Source organism: Nocardioides bizhenqiangii, from assembly GCF_034661235.1.
Lineage (GTDB): Bacteria > Actinomycetota > Actinomycetes > Propionibacteriales > Nocardioidaceae > Nocardioides > Nocardioides bizhenqiangii.
The window spans coordinates 1,406,809-1,422,671 of sequence record NZ_CP141059.1 but is presented as its reverse complement, the minus strand read 5'-3'; the positions used below and the strand labels follow the sequence as shown (position 1 = coordinate 1,422,671).

Sequence of the window (15,863 nt, the reverse complement as noted above, 5' to 3'; positions counted from 1 at the left end):
CCGTCAGGCCCTGATGTCGAGAGTGCCGGCGGCGTTGCGCTGGTCGTGCTTCTGGACCCGCTCGAGGTAGGACTTGGACTTCTCGACCTCGGTCTCGAGGACACCGATGGTGGTCGACATGGTGTCGAGCGCCTTGAGCTTGAACTCGTCGATCGAGTCCATCGTCGCGTAGATGTTGGCGAACGCGGCCTGCAGCTGCTCCATGCCGATCGTCGACGAGGCGGCCTGCTCCTGGATCTTCGCGGAGTTCTCCTTGAGCATCTCCGAGGTCCGCTGGATCATCGTCGACGTCGTAGTGTTGAGCGCCGTGATCTGGTCGAGCACCAGCTTCTGGTTGGTCAGCGCTTGGGCGACGATCACCGCGGTCCGCAGCGCGGACATCGTGGTCGTGGTGGCCCGGTCGACGCCCTTGATGAGCTCGATGTTGTTCTTGATGATGATGTCGATCGCCAGGTAGGCCTGGATCGAGACCGCCAGCTGGGTCAGCAGGTCCTGGTGCTTCTGGCGGACGTAGAACAGCACGTCCTGGCTCAGCGTCTTGGCGCCCTCGGGGTCGGTCAGCTCCATCTCGGCGATCTTCGCCGAGAGCTTCGCGTCGAGCCGCTCCGCAACGTAGATGTACTGGTTGAGGCGGCCCATCACGGCCCAGAGGTTGGTCTTCTCCAGGTTGAGCGCGACGTTGTCCTTGGTCAGCTCGTCCTGGCCGCTGCGCAGGCTGTGGAGGATGCCGTTGAGCTGGCTCTGCGAGGACTGGTACTTGCGGAAGTAGTCCTCGATCTTGTCGTTGAAGGGGAGCATGTCCCAGAACTTCTTGGCGCCCTTGGCCTGGCCGGGGTCGAGGTCCTCGACGGTACGGCGCAGCGCGAGCAGGGTCTTGCCGACGTCGGAGCTCTGCGAGATGGCGCCGTTCTTGAGGGCCGACACCGGCTTGTCGAGCATCCGGTTGGACGTCTCCGCAGCGCGCCGGATGTCGGCGTCGCCCATGGTCCGGACGTTCTCCGCCTGGGCGGCGAATCCGGGGCTTCCCACCGTCTCCGTGCTGAGAGCGGTGAGGAAGCTGTCGACCTTGGCGTCCAGCTCGGGCACCATCTCGGCGGACACTTGGGGCGCCATCTTGGGTGCGGCCGTCTCGGCGACCGGCTTGGGCGCTTCGGGGGCGGTGAGGGTCAGCACTGGCTCGGGGGGTGCGAGCGGGCTGGGCTCGGGCGCGGCAGCCTGGGAACCGTCGGTGGTCATGGGCTGAGCCTAACCAGTTGCGCCACGCCGCACACCGGGGAAATCCAGGACTGCCACCCTGAGAGATTCAGCGGTCTAGACCTCGGGCCCAGCTCCGGGTGTCGAGGCCACGGCCGTTCGTGGCCGGCGGACGGAAGTCAGCTGGCACGAACCGCGACCGCGGGACCTCGCGAGGACGGTCGAGCCGAGCCTCGCGGACCGTGCCGGCCACAGCGAGGACCACGAGCAGTCCGAGCAGCACGAGGAAGACGGTCATGAAGGATCACCCCTCTCGGGCGGGTCGATGTCGACGAGGCACCAGGGCAGGAACAGCTGCGTGAGCGGACCGATGGTGAGGGCGTAGGCGACGGTGCCGGCGCCCAGCACTCCACCGAGCGTCAGCCCGACGAGCACCACCGCCACCTCGAGCAGGGTGCGGACCAGGCGGAGCGACAGTCCGGTACGACGGTGCAGCCCTGTCATCAGCCCGTCGCGGGGGCCACGGCCGAGCTGCGCGCCGATGTAGAGGCCCGACGCCGCGCCGCACAGCACGACCCCGCCGACCATCAGGGCGATCCGCGCCGCGAGCGCCCGCGGCTCGTCGAGCACCCACAGCGTGGCGTCGGCGGAGAGCCCGACGATCAGCGCGTTGGCGATGGTGCCGATGCCGGGCTGCTCCTTCAGCGGGATCCACAGCAGCAGCACGACGAAGCTCATCACTACGACGGCCTGCCCCAGGGTGATCGGCAGGTGCTGGATGATGCCGGAGTGCAGCACGTCCCACGGCGCGAGGCCGACGTTGCCACGGACCATGAGCGCGAGGCTCACGCCGTACAGCACCAGACCGACCACCAGCTGCGGCAGCCGCCGGCCGAGCCGACCCGCGCGCAGCTGGGCGACCGGGCCGAGGTCCGAGACCAGCAGACGCCGAGCTCGCGAGGCGGCTGCGTCGGGCGAGGAGGTCGAGTGCGGCCGCGACCGAGGGACGAGGTCGCGACGCCGTGTATCGAGACCTTCGGCGGATGCGGACATGCTCCAAGGATCGTCACTAGTGGTCTGGTATCAAATAGCCACTTGTGATCTACTGGCCTGCATGTCGCAGTCCATTTCCGCCGCCCGGGTCGCCGTCCTCGTCGGCGACTTCCACCGGTCCCCCGCCTACACCGGTCTGGCCGACGCGCTCCGGGAGCTGATCGGAGACGGACGGATCGGCTACGGCACCCGGCTGCCCAGCGAGCGCGACCTGACCACCGAGCTCGGGGTCTCCCGGACGACGGTGACCCGCGCGTACGCCGTCCTCAGGGACTCGGGGTACGCCGAGGCGCGGCACGGCTCGGGCACGTTCACCCGACTCCCCGGCGGTCCCACCCGGGCCCACGACCGCGCGCTCTGGCCCACCGACGTCAGCAGCGGCGTGATCGACCTGGTCTGCGCGGCGGCGAGCGCCCCTCCGGGCATCGCCGCGGCGTACGCCGAGGCCGCGGCCGCCCTGCCCGCCCACCTCGGCGGGCACGGCTACTACCCCGCCGGACTTCCGGACCTGCAGGCGAGGATCGCGGCGTCGTACGACGACCGCGGCCTGCCCACGTCCCCCGACCAGATCATCGTCACGACCGGTGCCCTGGCCGCGAGCGCCATCGTCGGCAAGGCCCTCGCCGGCCCGCGGGACCGGGTGCTGATGGAGTCACCGACCTATCCCAACGCCGTGCAGGCGCTGCGGGCGGGCGGCGGCCGGCTCGTCACCGTGCCGCTGGACCCCGAGGGGTGGGACCTCGAGGCGATCGCCGGTGTGCTCGCCAGGCGGTCGCCGCGGCTGGTGCACGTGATGCCCGACCACCACAACCCGACCGGCCTGGTCATGCCGGACCGGGAACGGGCGGCTTACGCCAAGCTCCTGGCCAGGCACGGCGCCACGGCGGTCGTCGACGAGGCGCACCACACGCTGCGGCTGGACGGCGCACCGCCGCAGCGCCCGTTCGCGTCGTACGCCAAGGACGCGGTGACGGTCGGCAGCGCCAGCAAGAGCGTCTGGGGCGGCCTCCGGCTCGGCTGGATCCGGGCGCCGCACCACCTCGTCGACCCGTTGGTCCGCGCCCGGGTCGGAATGGACCTCGGTGCGCCGGTGCTGGAGCAGCTGGTGCTGACCCGCCTCGTGACCGGCGAGTTCGACGCCGTACTCGCCGCGCACCGCGAGCGGCTGCGCCAGCAGCGCGACGCACTCTTCGCCGCCCTCACCGCGGAGCTCCCAGACTGGACGTTCCGCCCGCCCGCCGGCGGCATGGTGCTCTGGTGCCGGCTCCCCACCGCCGGCGCGACCGCATTGTCGATCGAGGCCGAGCGGCACGGCGTCCTGCTCGCCCCCGGCCCGTCGTTCGCCCCCGAGGGTGGCCTCGACCGCTACCTCCGGCTGCCCTACACCGTCCCCGTGCCGGACCTGGAGGAAGCCGTACGACGCATCGCAGCCGCCTGGCGCGTGGTCAGCGTCAGTGGGCAGTCAGCCACGCCCCCTCGCGACCGTCGCGCCGGCGTGCTCGTCGCCTGACGCCGAATCGACACCCATGGCGCGTCGAATCAACACGCATGGTGCGTCGAATCGACGACAGCGTCCATACGCCGCGAACTGCGCCGCCATCGCTGTCGATTCGGACGACCATCCCTGTCGATTCGGACGACCATCCTTGTCGATTCGCGCTAAACCAGGTCGACGGCCCGGATGGAGGTGGCGGAGATGGCGTTCTCGATGTCGCTGAGGGTCTCGGCGGGGATGGCCGAGTCGACCGAAAGGGCGACCAGCGCCTGGCCGCCCTTGGTGTCCCGGGAGACCTGCATGCCGGCGATGTTGACCTGGGCGTCGCCGAGGATCTGGCCGACGGTGCCGACCATGCCGGGGCGGTCGTCGTAGGTGAAGAACGCCAGGTGGTCGGTCGGCTCGATGTCGATGTCGTAGCCGTTGACCTCGACCAGCCGCTCGCGCTGGTGGATGCCGACCAGGGTGCCGCTGACCGAGACCTGCGAGCCGTCGGCGAGGGTGCCGCGGATCGTGATCAGGTTGCGGTGGTCCGGGCTCTCGGCGTCGGTGACCAGGCGTACGGCGGTGCCCCGCTCGGCCGCCAGCAGCGGCGCGTTGACGTAAGACACCTGGTCCTCGACGACGCTGCTGAAGACGCCCTTCAGGGCCGCGAGCTCGAGCACCTTGACGTCGTGGTCGGTGATCTCGCCGCGGACCTCGACGTCGAGCTGCTGGGCCACCTCGCCGGCGACGCCGGTGAAGATCTGGCCGAGCTTCTCGGTGAGCGGGATACCGGGCCGCACGTCCTCGGCGATCACGCCGCCCTGGACGTTGACGGCGTCGGGCACCAGCTCACCGGCCAGCGCGAGGCGCACCGACCTGGCGACCGCGATGCCCGCCTTCTCCTGCGCCTCGTCGGTCGAGGCACCGAGGTGCGGGGTGGCGACGACGTTCTCCAGCTCGAACAGCGGGCTGTCGGTGCACGGCTCCTTCGCGAACACGTCGAGCCCGGCGGCCGCGATCCGCCCGGTCTTGAGCGCGTCGAAGAGGGCAGCCTCGTCGACGATCCCACCGCGGGCGGCGTTCACGAGCACCAGCGACGACTTGGCCTTCGCGAGCTGGTCGGCGCCGATCAGGCCGGCCGTCTCGGGGGTCTTGGGCAGGTGCACCGACATGAAGTCGGACTCGGCGAGCAGGGTGTCAAGGTCGACCAGGCGGACGCCCATCTGGGCGGCCCGGCCGGCCTGCACGTAGGGGTCGTAGGCGACTACGTTCATCCCGAACGCGCTGAGGCGCTGGGCGACGAGCAGACCGATCCGACCGAGGCCCACGATGCCGACGGTCTTCTCGTAGAGCTCGATGCCGCTGTACTTCGAGCGCTTCCACTCGCCGTTCTTGAGTGCCGCGTGCGCCGGCGCGAGGTTGCGGGCGGCGGCCAGCATCAGCGCGACGGCCAGCTCGGCTGCCGAGACGATGTTGGACGTCGGCGCGTTGACGACCATGACGCCGGCCTGGGTCGCGGCCTTCACGTCGACGTTGTCCAGACCGACCCCGGCGCGCGCGACGACCTTGAGCCGGCCGGCGGCAGCCAGCGCCTCAGCGTCGACCTTGGTCGCCGAGCGCACGAGGATCGCGTCGACGTCGGCGATCGCGGGCAGCAGCTCGGCTCGGTCGGCGCCGTTGCAGTGGCGGATCTCGAAGTCCGGGCCCAGCGCCTCGACGGTGGCGGGGCTGAGCTCTTCGGCGATGAGAACGACGGGGCGGTCAGTCACAGCGTTGTCCTTCGGGGAGGATCGTGCGGGTGATCGGTGCACGACGCTGTGCCGGCGTTCACGCTACCCGACCGGCGAACGTGTTACGAACTCGTGTCAGGCCTCGGCCAGGAGCGGCAGGCCCCCGAAAATCGGTCGCGTCCTCCACGCCGGGCCTCGTACTGTGAGGCACATGGAGCTCTGAGGCTGTCCGCACCGCCACCTCGTCCCGGGAGCCTCCATGTCTTCTGTCATCACCCTGTCCTCGGTCGCGTTCGCCTGGCCCGACGGCACCCCCGTCCTCCGCGAGCTCGACCTGCACGTCGGCGCCGGCCGTTCCGGCCTGGTCGGCGCCAACGGCTCCGGCAAGTCCACGCTGCTCCGCCTGATCGCCGGCGAGCTCCGGCCCTCGGGCGGAAACGTCGCGGTGACCGGTCGGCTCGGCTACCTCCCCCAGGACATCACCCTTCGCAGGGAGCAGCCGGTGACCGAGTTCCTCGGCATCGCCCGCGTGCTCCGCGCGATCCGCGCGGTGGAGGGCGGGTCGACCGACCAGGCCGACCTCGACGCCGTCGGCGACGCCTGGGACGTCGAGGACCGGGCCGCGGCCGAGCTGGCCCGGCTCGGGCTGCCCGACGACACCCTCGCGCGCCGGACGGCCGAGCTGTCCGGTGGCGAGGTCACCCAGCTGGGCCTCGCGCGGGTGCTGCTGGACCGGCCCGACGTCCTCCTCCTCGACGAGCCGACCAACAACCTCGACGCCCGCGCGCGGGAACGCCTGTACGACGTCGTCGACTCATGGCGGGGGACGATGCTGGTGGTCACCCACGACCGGGACCTCCTCGAGCGCATGGACCGGATCGGCGACCTGCGCGAGGGCCGTGTGCGGTGGTACGGCGGCGGCTACACCTCCTACGTCGACCAAGTCGCCGCCGAGCAGGCCGCCGCCGAGCAGGCGGTGACGACGGCTCGCTCGGACCTGCGCCGCCAGCGCGCGGACCGGGCAGAGGCCGAGCGGGTGCTGGCCGTACGCCGGCGCCAGGGCCGTGCCGCTCAGCTGGCGGGCGGGATCCCGAAGATCGTGTCGGGCGCCAAGAAGCGGTCCGCGGAGAACTCAGCGTCGGCATACCGCAAGGTGCACGACGAGAGACTCGCCGCGGCCCGCGACCGGCTCGACGAAGCCGAGTCCCGGCTCCGCGTGGACCGGGAGATCCGGGTGGACCTGCCGGACACGGTCGTTCACCGCGGCCAGGAGGTGCTGACGACGCGCGAGCTCGTGCTCCGCACCGGGACCGCCGTCGACCTCCAGGTGCAGGGTCCGGAACGGATCGCCGTCACCGGACCGAACGGTGCCGGCAAGACGACGCTGCTCCACACCCTGGCGGGCCGGCTCTGCCCCAGCGGCGGCACCGCGACCGTGCACGTGCCCGTGGGGCTGCTGCCCCAGCGCCTCGACGTGCTCGACGAGGACCTCACGGTGGCCGAGAACGTCGCGCTGCGCGCGCCCGATGCCTCGGTCACTGCGGTCCGGGCGCGGCTGGCCCGGTTCCTGTTCCGCGGCTCGGCGGCCGACAAGCAGGTGGCGGCGCTGTCGGGCGGCGAGCGGTTCCGGGCGAGCCTCGCGGCGCTGCTGCTCGCGGAGCCGGCTCCCCGGCTGCTGCTGCTGGACGAGCCGACGAACAACCTCGACTTCGCGTCGTACGACGCCCTGGTGTCGGCGCTGGCCGGGTACGGCGGCGCACTCATCGTCGCCGGGCACGACGACCGTTTCCTCGCGGACATCGGCATCGACCGCGCGGTCGACCTGTGACCCGACCGGCGCCGCTCCGTGGCCTGCGCGGGTGACGACGGGCTACCGTCCCTCCATGGGCACCAACTCCCGGAGCCCCCTCACGCTCGGCGCCCTCCTGCTGGTGCTCTGCGCACTGGTCGCTGCGACCTTCGACGGACCGCGGTGGGACGACCTCGAGCGCGGCGCCGAACGCCCGGTCGTCTCCGAGGGTGACCGGGCGGCCGACGAGCCGGACGATGCGGCCGCGGAGGAGGAGTCGCAGCCGCCGCCGGACGACGACGAGCCGTGGCTCCCGTGGGCGCCGCCCCTCGATCTGCTGCTGGTCCTCTCGGCCGCCCTGGTGTTCGGCGTGGCGCTGATCGTGCTCGCCCGGCTCCGGCTGGTGCGGCGACGAAAGCAGCTCAGCGGCCGGATCGGGGTCCGCGCCTCGCTCGTCCCTGCCGAGCCGCCGCCCGACGAGGAGGTCGGCGCCGAGCTCCCGGAGGCACTCGACGAGGGCGCGCGCACGATCGGCCAGGGCTCGCCGCGCAACGCGATCGTCGCGGCCTGGGTGCGGCTCGAGCGAGCGGTGGAGAGCGACCGGTTCCCCCACCGGCCGGAGGAGACACCGAGCGAGCTGGTCGAGCGGGCGCTCGCGGCGTACCGGCTCGACCACGACGCGATCCGCCGGCTGGCCGCGCTCTACCGCGAAGCCAGGTTCTCGGCCCACCCGATCACCGAGGAGCACCGGGTCGAGGCGGCCGACTGCCTGCGGCGGCTGCTGGCCACGCTCGGAGCGCGGTCCCGATGACGACCGTCTGGATCGCGCTCGCGATCGCCGCCGTCGCGGTGGCGTGCTACGCCGCGTTCGTCAGCCAGACGATCGTGCCCGCCACCTGGCCGGAGGAGGCGTCCCTGCAGCTGCGGGAGAACCGCGCCCACGACCAGGAGGTCAACCACCTCGAGCGGTTGGTCGCGGCCGACGACCCGACCGCGGCCCACCTGGTGGTGCGCGAGGTGACCGGCCACCTGCTCGCGATGCCGGTGCTGGCCGACGCCCGGCTCGATCCCGCGGCGGCCGCGTTCGTGGCCGACCCTCCCCTCGGATCCCCCGCCCGCTACCGACGCGAGCTCGCCGAGGCGCTCAGAAGGATCGAGGCCATCGGCAATGACTGACCTGATGGCGGCGTCCCGGAAGGCGCGAGCGGTCCTCGACGAGATCGAGCGGGCGGTCGTCGGCAAGCGCGACGCGCTCACGCTCGTCCTGGCCGCGATCCTGGCCGGCGGGCACGTGCTGCTCGAGGACTTCCCCGGCCTGGGCAAGACCCTGGCTGCGCGCTCCTTCGCGCAGACCCTGGGCCTGGAGTTCCGGCGGGCGCAGTTCACCCCCGACCTGCTGCCGGCCGACCTCACCGGCTCGTTCATCTACGACCAGGGCGAGGCGAGGTTCGAGTTCCGTCCCGGTCCGCTCTTCACCGGGCTGCTGCTCGCCGACGAGATCAACCGGACGCCGCCGAAGACGCAGGCCGCGCTGCTCGAGGCCATGCAGGAGCGGCAGGTGACCGTCGAGGGCGAGACGTTCGTGCTCGATCCGCCGTTCCACGTGATCGCCACCGCCAACCCGGTCGAGTACGAGGGGACCTACCCCCTGCCCGAGGCGCAGCTCGACCGGTTCCTGCTCCGGGTCGGCTTCGGCTATCCCGACTCCGAGGAGGAGTGGGAGGTGCTGCGACGTCGGCTCGAGCGGCAGCAGGAGGAGCAGACCCTGGCCCAGGTGGTGTCGAGGGAGGAGCTGCTCGGGATCCAGGCCGCGGTCGAGTCCGTGACCGTCGACCCCGACATCGGGCGGTACTGCGTGGCCCTGGCCGCCGCGACCCGCAAGCACCAGCACACACTGGTCGGCTCGTCGCCCCGGGGCGGACTCGCCCTGATGCTGGTCGCGCGCGGTTACGCCGTGATCGACGGCCGCGACTTCGTCGTACCCGAGGACGTCAAGGCGGTGGCCGTGCCGGCGCTCGCGCACCGGCTCACGATCCGGCCCGAGCTCTGGATGACCGACATCTCGGGGCGGTCCGTGGTCGAGACCGTGCTTGGACAGGTGCCCGCGCCGACCGCACGCGATCGCGTCTGAGCGATGACCGGCTGGAGACCGACGCACGCCCACCTCCGGGTCGCGGTCGTCGGCCTGGCCCTGCTGGTGGTGGGCGTCGCGGTGGGGCGCCCGGACGCGGTCGTGATCGCCGCGCCGCTGGTGCTGGTCACGCTGTGGTCCGCCCGCCGTCCCGTCACCGAGCCGACCGCGGCCACCCCGCTGTCCGCGCTCACCGTCAACGAGGGCGAGGAGGTCACCTGGGAGGCCACGATCGAAGGCATCCCGCCGCGCGGGACGGCCACCGTTGTCCACCCCGGTCAGAAGCTGCTCGAGGTCGAGCCGGCCGCTGGACTGCTGGTCGCCGAGGGCGCGGACGGCGACGCGCCTGGAGCGGCGGTGGCCCGGATCGCGCTGCGCCCCATGCGCTGGGGACGCCGCCGGCTCGGGGACCCGGCCGTCGCGGCGTACGACGGCTGGTACTCCTGGCGCTGGGGACCGGTGCCGCTCGCCGGCATGCGGATGACCGTGCTGCCCGTGACCGCGCCCCTCGACGCCACCGCGCCCGCGCCGCACCCCCGGGGACTGGTCGGCATGGAGCGCGCCGCCCGCCCTGGGGAGGGCACCGAGTTCGCCAAGGTCCGCCCGTTCGGGATCGGCGACCGGCTGCGCCGGATCCACTGGCCGGTATCCGCCCGCACCGGGCGGCTCCACGTGACCGCCACCTACGCCGACGAGGACGCGCACGTCGCCATCCTCATCGACGCCGTCAACGACGTCGGCGAGAGCGCCGGCATCGACGGCGAGAAGAGCAGCATGGACCTGGCGGTGCGGGCGGCGGCGGTGCTCGCCGAGCACTTCCTCCACCGCGGCGACCGGGTCGGCGTGCGGGTGTTCGGCGCCTGGGGCGTCACCATGCTGCCGGCGTCGTCGGGCCTGCTCCAGCTGCGACGGATCCTCGACACGCTGTGCCTGATCGAGCCGGGCACCGCCCGTGGTGAGGACGCGCTCGTCGCCCGCCAGGGGCTCGGCGCCGGCACCCTTGCCCTGATGTTGTCGCCGCTCATCGACCGCGCCGCCACGCAGCAGGTCGCGATCCTCAACCGGGCCGGCATCGACGTGGTCGTGATCGACACCCTGCCCCCCGGGATGGAGGCGGAGACCGGTACGACGCCGAGCGCCCTCGCCTGGCGGATCCGGATGCTGCAGCGGCGGGTCGAGACGACCCAGCTCGCCTCCCTCGGCATCCCGGTGGTGCCCTGGGCGGGGGCGCACAGCCTGGACCAGGTGCTGCGCGACCTCACCCGCCGGCGGGCCACACCGAGGCTGGCCGTCCGATGAGTCAGGCGACGAGGAACAGCCCGGTGACCGGCTTCGTGCTGGAGGACCGGGACGGCACCCAGCTCCTGACGCTCACCATCCCCGGCATCGTCGTACGCGTGCTGACGGTGGCGCCGATCGCGGTCGCGCTCGCCGAGCTGCACCGGGTGGCACCGGACGTGTCGTGGTGGCCGTCGTTCGCACTGCTCGTGCTGGCGGTCGGCTCCGCCGGCCTGCCGGACTCCGGCGTCGGACTGGTCACCCTCGGCGGTCTGGTCGCGTGGTGGCTGGTCGCGGTCCAGCAGCCGGCCACCTGGTCGGCACTCGTCGTCGGCTGCTGCGGCCTGGTCTTCCACGTGGCGCTGGCCCACGCCGCCGCCGGACCGCCCGGATTCGCACCGACCCGGGCGGTCGTCGGACGGCTGGCGCTGCGGTGCGCCGGGGTGCTCCTCGCCACCGGCGGCGTCGCCGCCGTCGTCGAGGTGGCAGAAGAAGGGGGCGAGCCGCCGGTCGTGGTCGTCGCGATCACGTTGGCTCTGGTCGGCGCGCTCCCCTGGGTTGCCGTCCGCCGCTCGGCGTAGGCCGCGAGCAGACGGCTACCGACGGGTCAGCAGCGGCCGATCTGAGCCACGGTGAGGTCGCCGCCGTCGCCGAACTCACCGCCACTGATCCCCATGCTCAGGGCCCAGCCGCCCCGCTTCGGGACGTTGATCGCGCCGACGGGGGAAATGGCGCCGTGCCTCACCCAGCCGCTCGTCCACTCCCGCGTCGGGCCATCGCCCCCGCGGGAGGCGGTCAGGGTCGCGACGACCCGCCCTTCGGCGAGCAGACGCGCGTTGACCCGGTTGAAGATCCGCCACGCATTTCCGTCGGTGGTCGTCACCTTGCAGGCCTGCTGCTTGGCCCGGTTGAGGGTTTGCAGGGTGGTCCAATCCTTGCCTGGGGCGGCCGCCTGCGCGGGCGCCGAGGCACTGATCGGGGCGAGGACGGCGGCAACCGTGAGGACGCCCACCGCCGTTCGGGTGAGCTTGTTCATGTGGACCGCTTCCGGAGAATGTCGATCAAGATGATCGAACATTCCCGACCCTACGGCGCGGACGCGTGCCACATCCGAGAACAGCGAGATGTCAGGGCAGGTCTTCAGATCGCGCAGCCGTCGGGGCCGCAGACCTCGGCGTCGGCCGCTGCGGGCACGGTCTCGAGATGGGGCCGGCTCTCGGCCCAGGCACGCTCGAGGAGCTGGGCGAAGAGCTCGGCGGGCTGGGCGCCGGAGACGCCGTACTTCTCGTCGACGACGAAGAACGGCACGCCGGTCGCGCCGTACGCTCGCGCCTTGGCGATGTCGGCGGCGACGTCGGCGGCGTAGGCGTCACTGGCCAGGACCTCGTCGACCCGGGCGGCGTCGAGCCCGACACCCGCCGCGACCTCCCGCAGCACGTCGTGGTCGGCGACGTTGCGGGCCTCGCCGAAGTAGGCCTGGAGCAATGCGTCCTTGAGCGTCGCCTGCTGCACCGGCCCGCCCTCGGCAAGAGCGAGGTGCAGCAGCCGGTGGGCGTCGAAAGTGCCGACGTGCGGGGAGTCGTGGTGCTGGTGCCAGTCCATCCCGAGCTCGGCCGCGACCGCGATCACCGCTGACTGCTTCTCCGCGGCGTCGGCCAGGGTGAGGCCGTACTTGCGCGCGAGCATCTCCTGGGCGGTGCCGGTCGGCTCCGTCGGGGCGCCCGGGTCGAGCATGAAGGAGTGGTAGACCACCTCCACCTGGTCGCGGTGGGGGAAGTCGGCGAGGGCCTGCTCGAGCCGCCGCTTCCCGATGGAGCACCAGGGGCAGACCACGTCGGACCAGATGTCGATGCGCATGTAGTTGAAACCGCAAGCACCCTCGTTGTGTTCCCCTGCCACGCTGGGCAGGTGCAGAACCTGGAGACCGAACGGCTGATCCTCCGGCCGTGGCAGCACGACGACGCGCCCCGGCTTCTCGACATCCTCAGCCGGATCGAGGTGATGAAGTGGCTCGGTGACGGCCCGCCCAAGCTCATGAAGGACCTCGAGGAGGCGCACGAGCGGATCGACAAGTACGCCGAGCGGTCGGTCGAGCCGCCGCGCGGAATCTGGGCGATCGAGCCGAAGGCGGGTGGTGAGCCACGCGGCACAGCACTGCTCGTGACTCTCCCCGACGCCGAGGACGGCGAGGTCGAGATCGGCTGGCACCTCCACCCGGACTCGTGGGGTCATGGCTACGCCACCGAGGCCGCCAGCGCGGTGCTCGCGCACGGCTTCGCCGCCGGGCTGCCCGAGATCCTCGCCGTCACCCACCTCGGCAACCGCCCGTCACAGCGAGTCTGCCGGCGGATCGGGATGCGCCCGCAGGGCGTGGTCGAGAAGTGGTACGACGGCCCGTCCGAGCTGTTCCGGATCACGGCCGAAGAGTGGGCCGCGGGTCAGCACCCCTAGCACCCCGAGGCGCACGTCGTACCTCCCCCTGGGTCGCCTCGGGGTGGGCTCAGGGATCGTTCCGGGGGTCTGCCCGACGCGGGCGAGGTGCGCCGGCCGCCAAGGTGAGGGCCATGATCACGATCGAGTCCCTGACCAAGAGATACGGCACGTTCACCGCCGTCGACCAAGTCTCCTTTACCGCGCAGCCCGGTCGGGTGACCGGCTTCCTCGGCCCCAACGGCGCCGGCAAGACCACCACCATGCGGGTGATGGTCGGCCTCACCGAGCCGACCTCCGGCCACGTGCACATCCTGGGCCGGCCGTTCGCCGCACTGCCGAACCCGGGCCGGGAAGTGGGCGTCCTGCTCGACGCCTCCGCCCAGCACGCCGGCCGCACCGGCCGCGAGATCCTCACCATCGCCGCCCGCACCATGGGCCTGCCGAAGGACCGGGTGGGAGCGATGCTCGACCGGGTGAGCCTGACCGAGGAGGAGGCCGGGCGCCGGGTGCGCAATTACTCCCTCGGGATGCGGCAGCGGCTCGGCATCGCCACCGCCCTGCTCGGCGACCCCGAGGTGTTGATCCTCGACGAGCCGGCCAACGGCCTCGACCCGGCCGGCATCCGCTGGATGCGCGACCTCCTCCGCGAGTTCGCCGACCAGGGCGGCACCGTGCTGCTCTCCAGCCACCTGCTGCACGAGATCGAGGTCATCGCCGACGACATCATCGTCATCGGCAACGGCCGGATCGTCGCCGGCGGCACCAAGCAGGAGCTGCTGGCCTCGACCGGCACCCTCGCCCGCGCCGCCGACCCGGCCGCCCTCGCCCACGCCCTCGAGGCGTCCGGCATCGTCACGACCGTCGCCGACGGCGCGGTCTTCGCCGACGCGGACCTCCCGACCGTCGGCAGCACGGCGTTCGCCGCCGGCATCCCCCTCACCGAGCTGCGGACAGCGGACGGCGCCGGCCTCGAGGAGATGTTCCTCGAGCTGACCGCCGAGAGCCAGCGCGACTCCATCACCTACACGGAAGGAGCGGTCGCATGAGCACCGCCACCATCACCCCGTCGAGCGTCGACGGTCCCGCCGTGGCCCACCCGCCGCGCGAGCGGGAAGTACCCGCTCCCATCCCGTTCGGCCGGATCCTCGGCGTCGAGCTGCGCAAGATGTTCGACACCCGCTCCGGCTTCTGGCTGATGGCCAGCATCGTGATCGCCTCGGCGATCGCGACCGTGCTGACCGTCATCCTCGGCGACCGGGACGCGCTGACGTTCGACTCGTTCGCTGCGTCCGTGGGCAGCCCGATGTCCATCCTGCTCCCGATCATCGGGGTCCTGGCGGTCACCAGCGAGTGGAGCCAGCGCACGGCGCTGACGACGTTCACCCTGGTGCCGAGCCGTCGCCGCGTGATCGGCGCCAAGCTCGTCAACGTGCTGGTCATCGGTGCCGTCTCGATGCTGATCGCCCTCGGTGTCGGCGCCATCGGCAACCTGGCCAGCGCCGCGATGACCGGGAACGACGCGGTCTGGGACATCCCGGCCTGGACCTTCGCCCAGATCGTCCTCGCCAACGAGCTCGGCATGCTGCTCGGCTTCGCGCTGGGCCTGCTGCTCCGCAGCTCCCCCGCCGCGATCGTCGGCTACTTCGTGGTCAACCTGGTGCTCCCCGGCATCTCCGAGGCGCTGGCCTCGACGCAGGAGTGGTGGGCGGACAACGCCGCCTGGTTCGACGTGAACGCGACCCGCTTCCTCCTGTTCGACTCGAAGCTGACCTCCGAGGAGTGGTTGCAGCTCGGCGTGACGTCGTCGATCTGGATCCTGCTGCCGCTCGCGGTGGGCCTCGCCCTCGTGATGCGGTCCGAGGTCAAGTAGCAACCCTGGCCCTCGCGCAACGTCATCCGGCCCGCACCTCTCGAGGTGCGGGCCGGATGACGTCCGGCGGACGGCTAGTCCTTTCGGGCTATGCATCGCGGCCTATCGCCGGATGCAACCAGGTAGGCCGGTCACCAGACTGGGGATCCGATCGAGAGGAACTCACATGCTTGCTGCACCAGCACCGTTCCTGCCGGCCCCGCCGCTCTCGCCCCCGACGCCCCGGGAGCGGCAGGCGACGTGGGCAGCGATCTTCCTCTCCCTCGCGGCGTTCTGGTACGGCGTGGGAGTCGCGGTGCACGCGTTGTGGAGCTCGTTCGCCGGCTGATCCGTCGCGCCGGCGGTCAGTGCCGGAGGTTCGGGTCCCAACGGTTCGCCAGCAGCGTGAAGCTCGGGGTGTCGTCGAGCGAGGTCATCGCCTCGTAGATGCGCTCGTACGACGTCGCGGCGATCCGCCAGCTGCCGTCGGTGTCGCGGCGGTACTCGTCGTGGTAGTAGCCGGCGCCGCGGATCACGACCTTCAACTCCGGCACGATCACGGTGTCCTCGAAGGCCCAGGAGCCGGTCGCCGTGCCGCCGTCCACCTCGATCTCCGGGTGGTTGGCGATGTGGACGGTCACCACGCCGGGGCCGAGGTTGTCGACCATGAACCCGACGACGGCGTCCCGGCCGTCGTAGTGGACCGGCTCGCCCATGGCCTGGGTGCCGTACCGGGCCGTGACGTCCGCCGCGAGGCAGTCGCCGAACGTCGGCCAGTCCTTGAGGTCGAGCGAGCGGAAGTACCGGTGCTTGAGGCGCTTGATCTCCTCGATCGCGATGAGGTCCACGGCGGGAGCCTAGCCCAGACCTAGAACGTGTTCTCGTGGGCGCGGCTGTGTGCCGACGGCCGCGCGGGATGGGAGCAT

18 protein-coding genes are annotated in these 15,863 nt (G+C 71.9%); 11 read left to right on the top strand and 7 right to left on the bottom strand.

From position 1 onward, the window contains the following. Nucleotides 1-3: 3 nt before the first annotated feature. From SHK19_RS06965 to yczE, 3 genes are all read right to left on the bottom strand, one after another. Nucleotides 4-1,236 carry a toxic anion resistance protein gene (locus SHK19_RS06965; RefSeq protein ID WP_322457847.1) on the bottom strand — a complete coding sequence of 411 codons (1,233 nt, stop codon included), beginning with the start codon at nucleotides 1,234-1,236 and terminating at the stop codon, nucleotides 4-6. Between the two features lie 67 nt (nucleotides 1,237-1,303). After that, nucleotides 1,304-1,492: a hypothetical protein gene (locus SHK19_RS06960; protein ID WP_322457846.1), complete on the bottom strand. Its 189-nt coding sequence runs from the start codon at nucleotides 1,490-1,492 to the stop codon at nucleotides 1,304-1,306. After that, nucleotides 1,489-2,247, bottom strand: a complete 759-nt coding sequence (gene yczE, locus SHK19_RS06955) for a membrane protein YczE (protein ID WP_322938214.1) — start codon at nucleotides 2,245-2,247, stop codon at nucleotides 1,489-1,491. The genes SHK19_RS06960 and yczE overlap by 4 nt, the downstream gene beginning before the upstream one ends. 61 nt (nucleotides 2,248-2,308) lie before the next feature. Between yczE and yczR the strand changes: the two genes are divergently transcribed. Next, nucleotides 2,309-3,757: a MocR-like transcription factor YczR gene (yczR, locus tag SHK19_RS06950; protein ID WP_322938213.1), complete on the top strand. Its 1,449-nt coding sequence runs from the start codon at nucleotides 2,309-2,311 to the stop codon at nucleotides 3,755-3,757. 149 nt (nucleotides 3,758-3,906) lie between these two features. Here yczR and serA read toward each other — a convergent pair whose 3' ends face one another. Continuing rightward, nucleotides 3,907-5,496 carry a phosphoglycerate dehydrogenase gene (gene serA / locus SHK19_RS06945; protein ID WP_322938212.1) on the bottom strand — a complete coding sequence of 530 codons (1,590 nt, stop codon included), beginning with the start codon at nucleotides 5,494-5,496 and terminating at the stop codon, nucleotides 3,907-3,909. 220 nt (nucleotides 5,497-5,716) lie between these two features. On the opposite strand from serA, the gene SHK19_RS06940 reads away from it, so the two are divergent. Genes SHK19_RS06940 through SHK19_RS06915 form a run of 6 tightly spaced genes read left to right on the top strand, consistent with a single transcriptional unit; the run spans nucleotide 5,717 to nucleotide 11,236 of the window. Beyond that, nucleotides 5,717-7,285: an ABC-F family ATP-binding cassette domain-containing protein gene (locus SHK19_RS06940; RefSeq protein WP_322938211.1), complete on the top strand. Its 1,569-nt coding sequence runs from the start codon at nucleotides 5,717-5,719 to the stop codon at nucleotides 7,283-7,285. 55 nt (nucleotides 7,286-7,340) lie between these two features. Next, nucleotides 7,341-8,057, top strand: coding sequence for a DUF4129 domain-containing protein (locus tag SHK19_RS06935; protein WP_322938210.1), 717 nt, complete (start codon nucleotides 7,341-7,343; stop codon nucleotides 8,055-8,057). Then, the gene (locus SHK19_RS06930; protein WP_322457840.1) at nucleotides 8,054-8,422 is read left to right on the top strand and encodes a hypothetical protein; all 369 of its coding nucleotides are present in this window, start codon (nucleotides 8,054-8,056) and stop codon (nucleotides 8,420-8,422) included. Before SHK19_RS06935 ends, SHK19_RS06930 begins: the two co-directional genes overlap by 4 nt. Next, nucleotides 8,415-9,377: an AAA family ATPase gene (locus tag SHK19_RS06925; protein WP_322457839.1), complete on the top strand. Its 963-nt coding sequence runs from the start codon at nucleotides 8,415-8,417 to the stop codon at nucleotides 9,375-9,377. The genes SHK19_RS06930 and SHK19_RS06925 overlap by 8 nt, the downstream gene beginning before the upstream one ends. Nucleotides 9,378-9,380: 3 nt before the next feature. Beyond that, nucleotides 9,381-10,676: a DUF58 domain-containing protein gene (locus SHK19_RS06920; protein WP_322457838.1), complete on the top strand. Its 1,296-nt coding sequence runs from the start codon at nucleotides 9,381-9,383 to the stop codon at nucleotides 10,674-10,676. Continuing rightward, nucleotides 10,673-11,236, top strand: a complete 564-nt coding sequence (locus tag SHK19_RS06915; protein WP_322457837.1) for a hypothetical protein — start codon at nucleotides 10,673-10,675, stop codon at nucleotides 11,234-11,236. The genes SHK19_RS06920 and SHK19_RS06915 overlap by 4 nt, the downstream gene beginning before the upstream one ends. 26 nt (nucleotides 11,237-11,262) lie before the next feature. On the opposite strand, the gene SHK19_RS06910 is transcribed toward SHK19_RS06915, so the two are convergent. Both SHK19_RS06910 and SHK19_RS06905 read right to left on the bottom strand, forming a co-directional pair. Then, on the bottom strand, nucleotides 11,263-11,691 hold the full coding sequence (locus tag SHK19_RS06910) for a hypothetical protein (RefSeq protein WP_322457836.1): 429 nt from the start codon (nucleotides 11,689-11,691) through the stop codon (nucleotides 11,263-11,265). 104 nt (nucleotides 11,692-11,795) lie between these two features. Further along, the gene (locus SHK19_RS06905; RefSeq protein WP_322457835.1) at nucleotides 11,796-12,512 is read right to left on the bottom strand and encodes a DsbA family oxidoreductase; all 717 of its coding nucleotides are present in this window, start codon (nucleotides 12,510-12,512) and stop codon (nucleotides 11,796-11,798) included. Between the two features lie 51 nt (nucleotides 12,513-12,563). Between SHK19_RS06905 and SHK19_RS06900 the strand changes: the two genes are divergently transcribed. The 4 genes from SHK19_RS06900 (at nucleotide 12,564) to SHK19_RS06885 (ending at nucleotide 15,286) form a co-directional block, all read left to right on the top strand. Beyond that, nucleotides 12,564-13,106 carry a GNAT family N-acetyltransferase gene (locus tag SHK19_RS06900; RefSeq protein ID WP_322457834.1) on the top strand — a complete coding sequence of 181 codons (543 nt, stop codon included), beginning with the start codon at nucleotides 12,564-12,566 and terminating at the stop codon, nucleotides 13,104-13,106. Nucleotides 13,107-13,219: 113 nt separating this feature from the next. Continuing rightward, nucleotides 13,220-14,134, top strand: a complete 915-nt coding sequence (locus SHK19_RS06895) for an ABC transporter ATP-binding protein (RefSeq protein WP_322457833.1) — start codon at nucleotides 13,220-13,222, stop codon at nucleotides 14,132-14,134. Next, a complete protein-coding gene (locus SHK19_RS06890) occupies nucleotides 14,131-14,958 on the top strand; it encodes an ABC transporter permease (RefSeq protein WP_322457832.1) in 828 nt (275 codons plus the stop codon). Before SHK19_RS06895 ends, SHK19_RS06890 begins: the two co-directional genes overlap by 4 nt. Before the next feature lie 166 nt (nucleotides 14,959-15,124). Next, nucleotides 15,125-15,286, top strand: a complete 162-nt coding sequence (locus SHK19_RS06885) for a hypothetical protein (protein ID WP_322457831.1) — start codon at nucleotides 15,125-15,127, stop codon at nucleotides 15,284-15,286. Nucleotides 15,287-15,302: 16 nt separating this feature from the next. Here SHK19_RS06885 and SHK19_RS06880 read toward each other — a convergent pair whose 3' ends face one another. Further along, nucleotides 15,303-15,785, bottom strand: coding sequence for a nuclear transport factor 2 family protein (locus SHK19_RS06880; protein WP_322938209.1), 483 nt, complete (start codon nucleotides 15,783-15,785; stop codon nucleotides 15,303-15,305). Nucleotides 15,786-15,863: the final 78 nt, after the last annotated feature.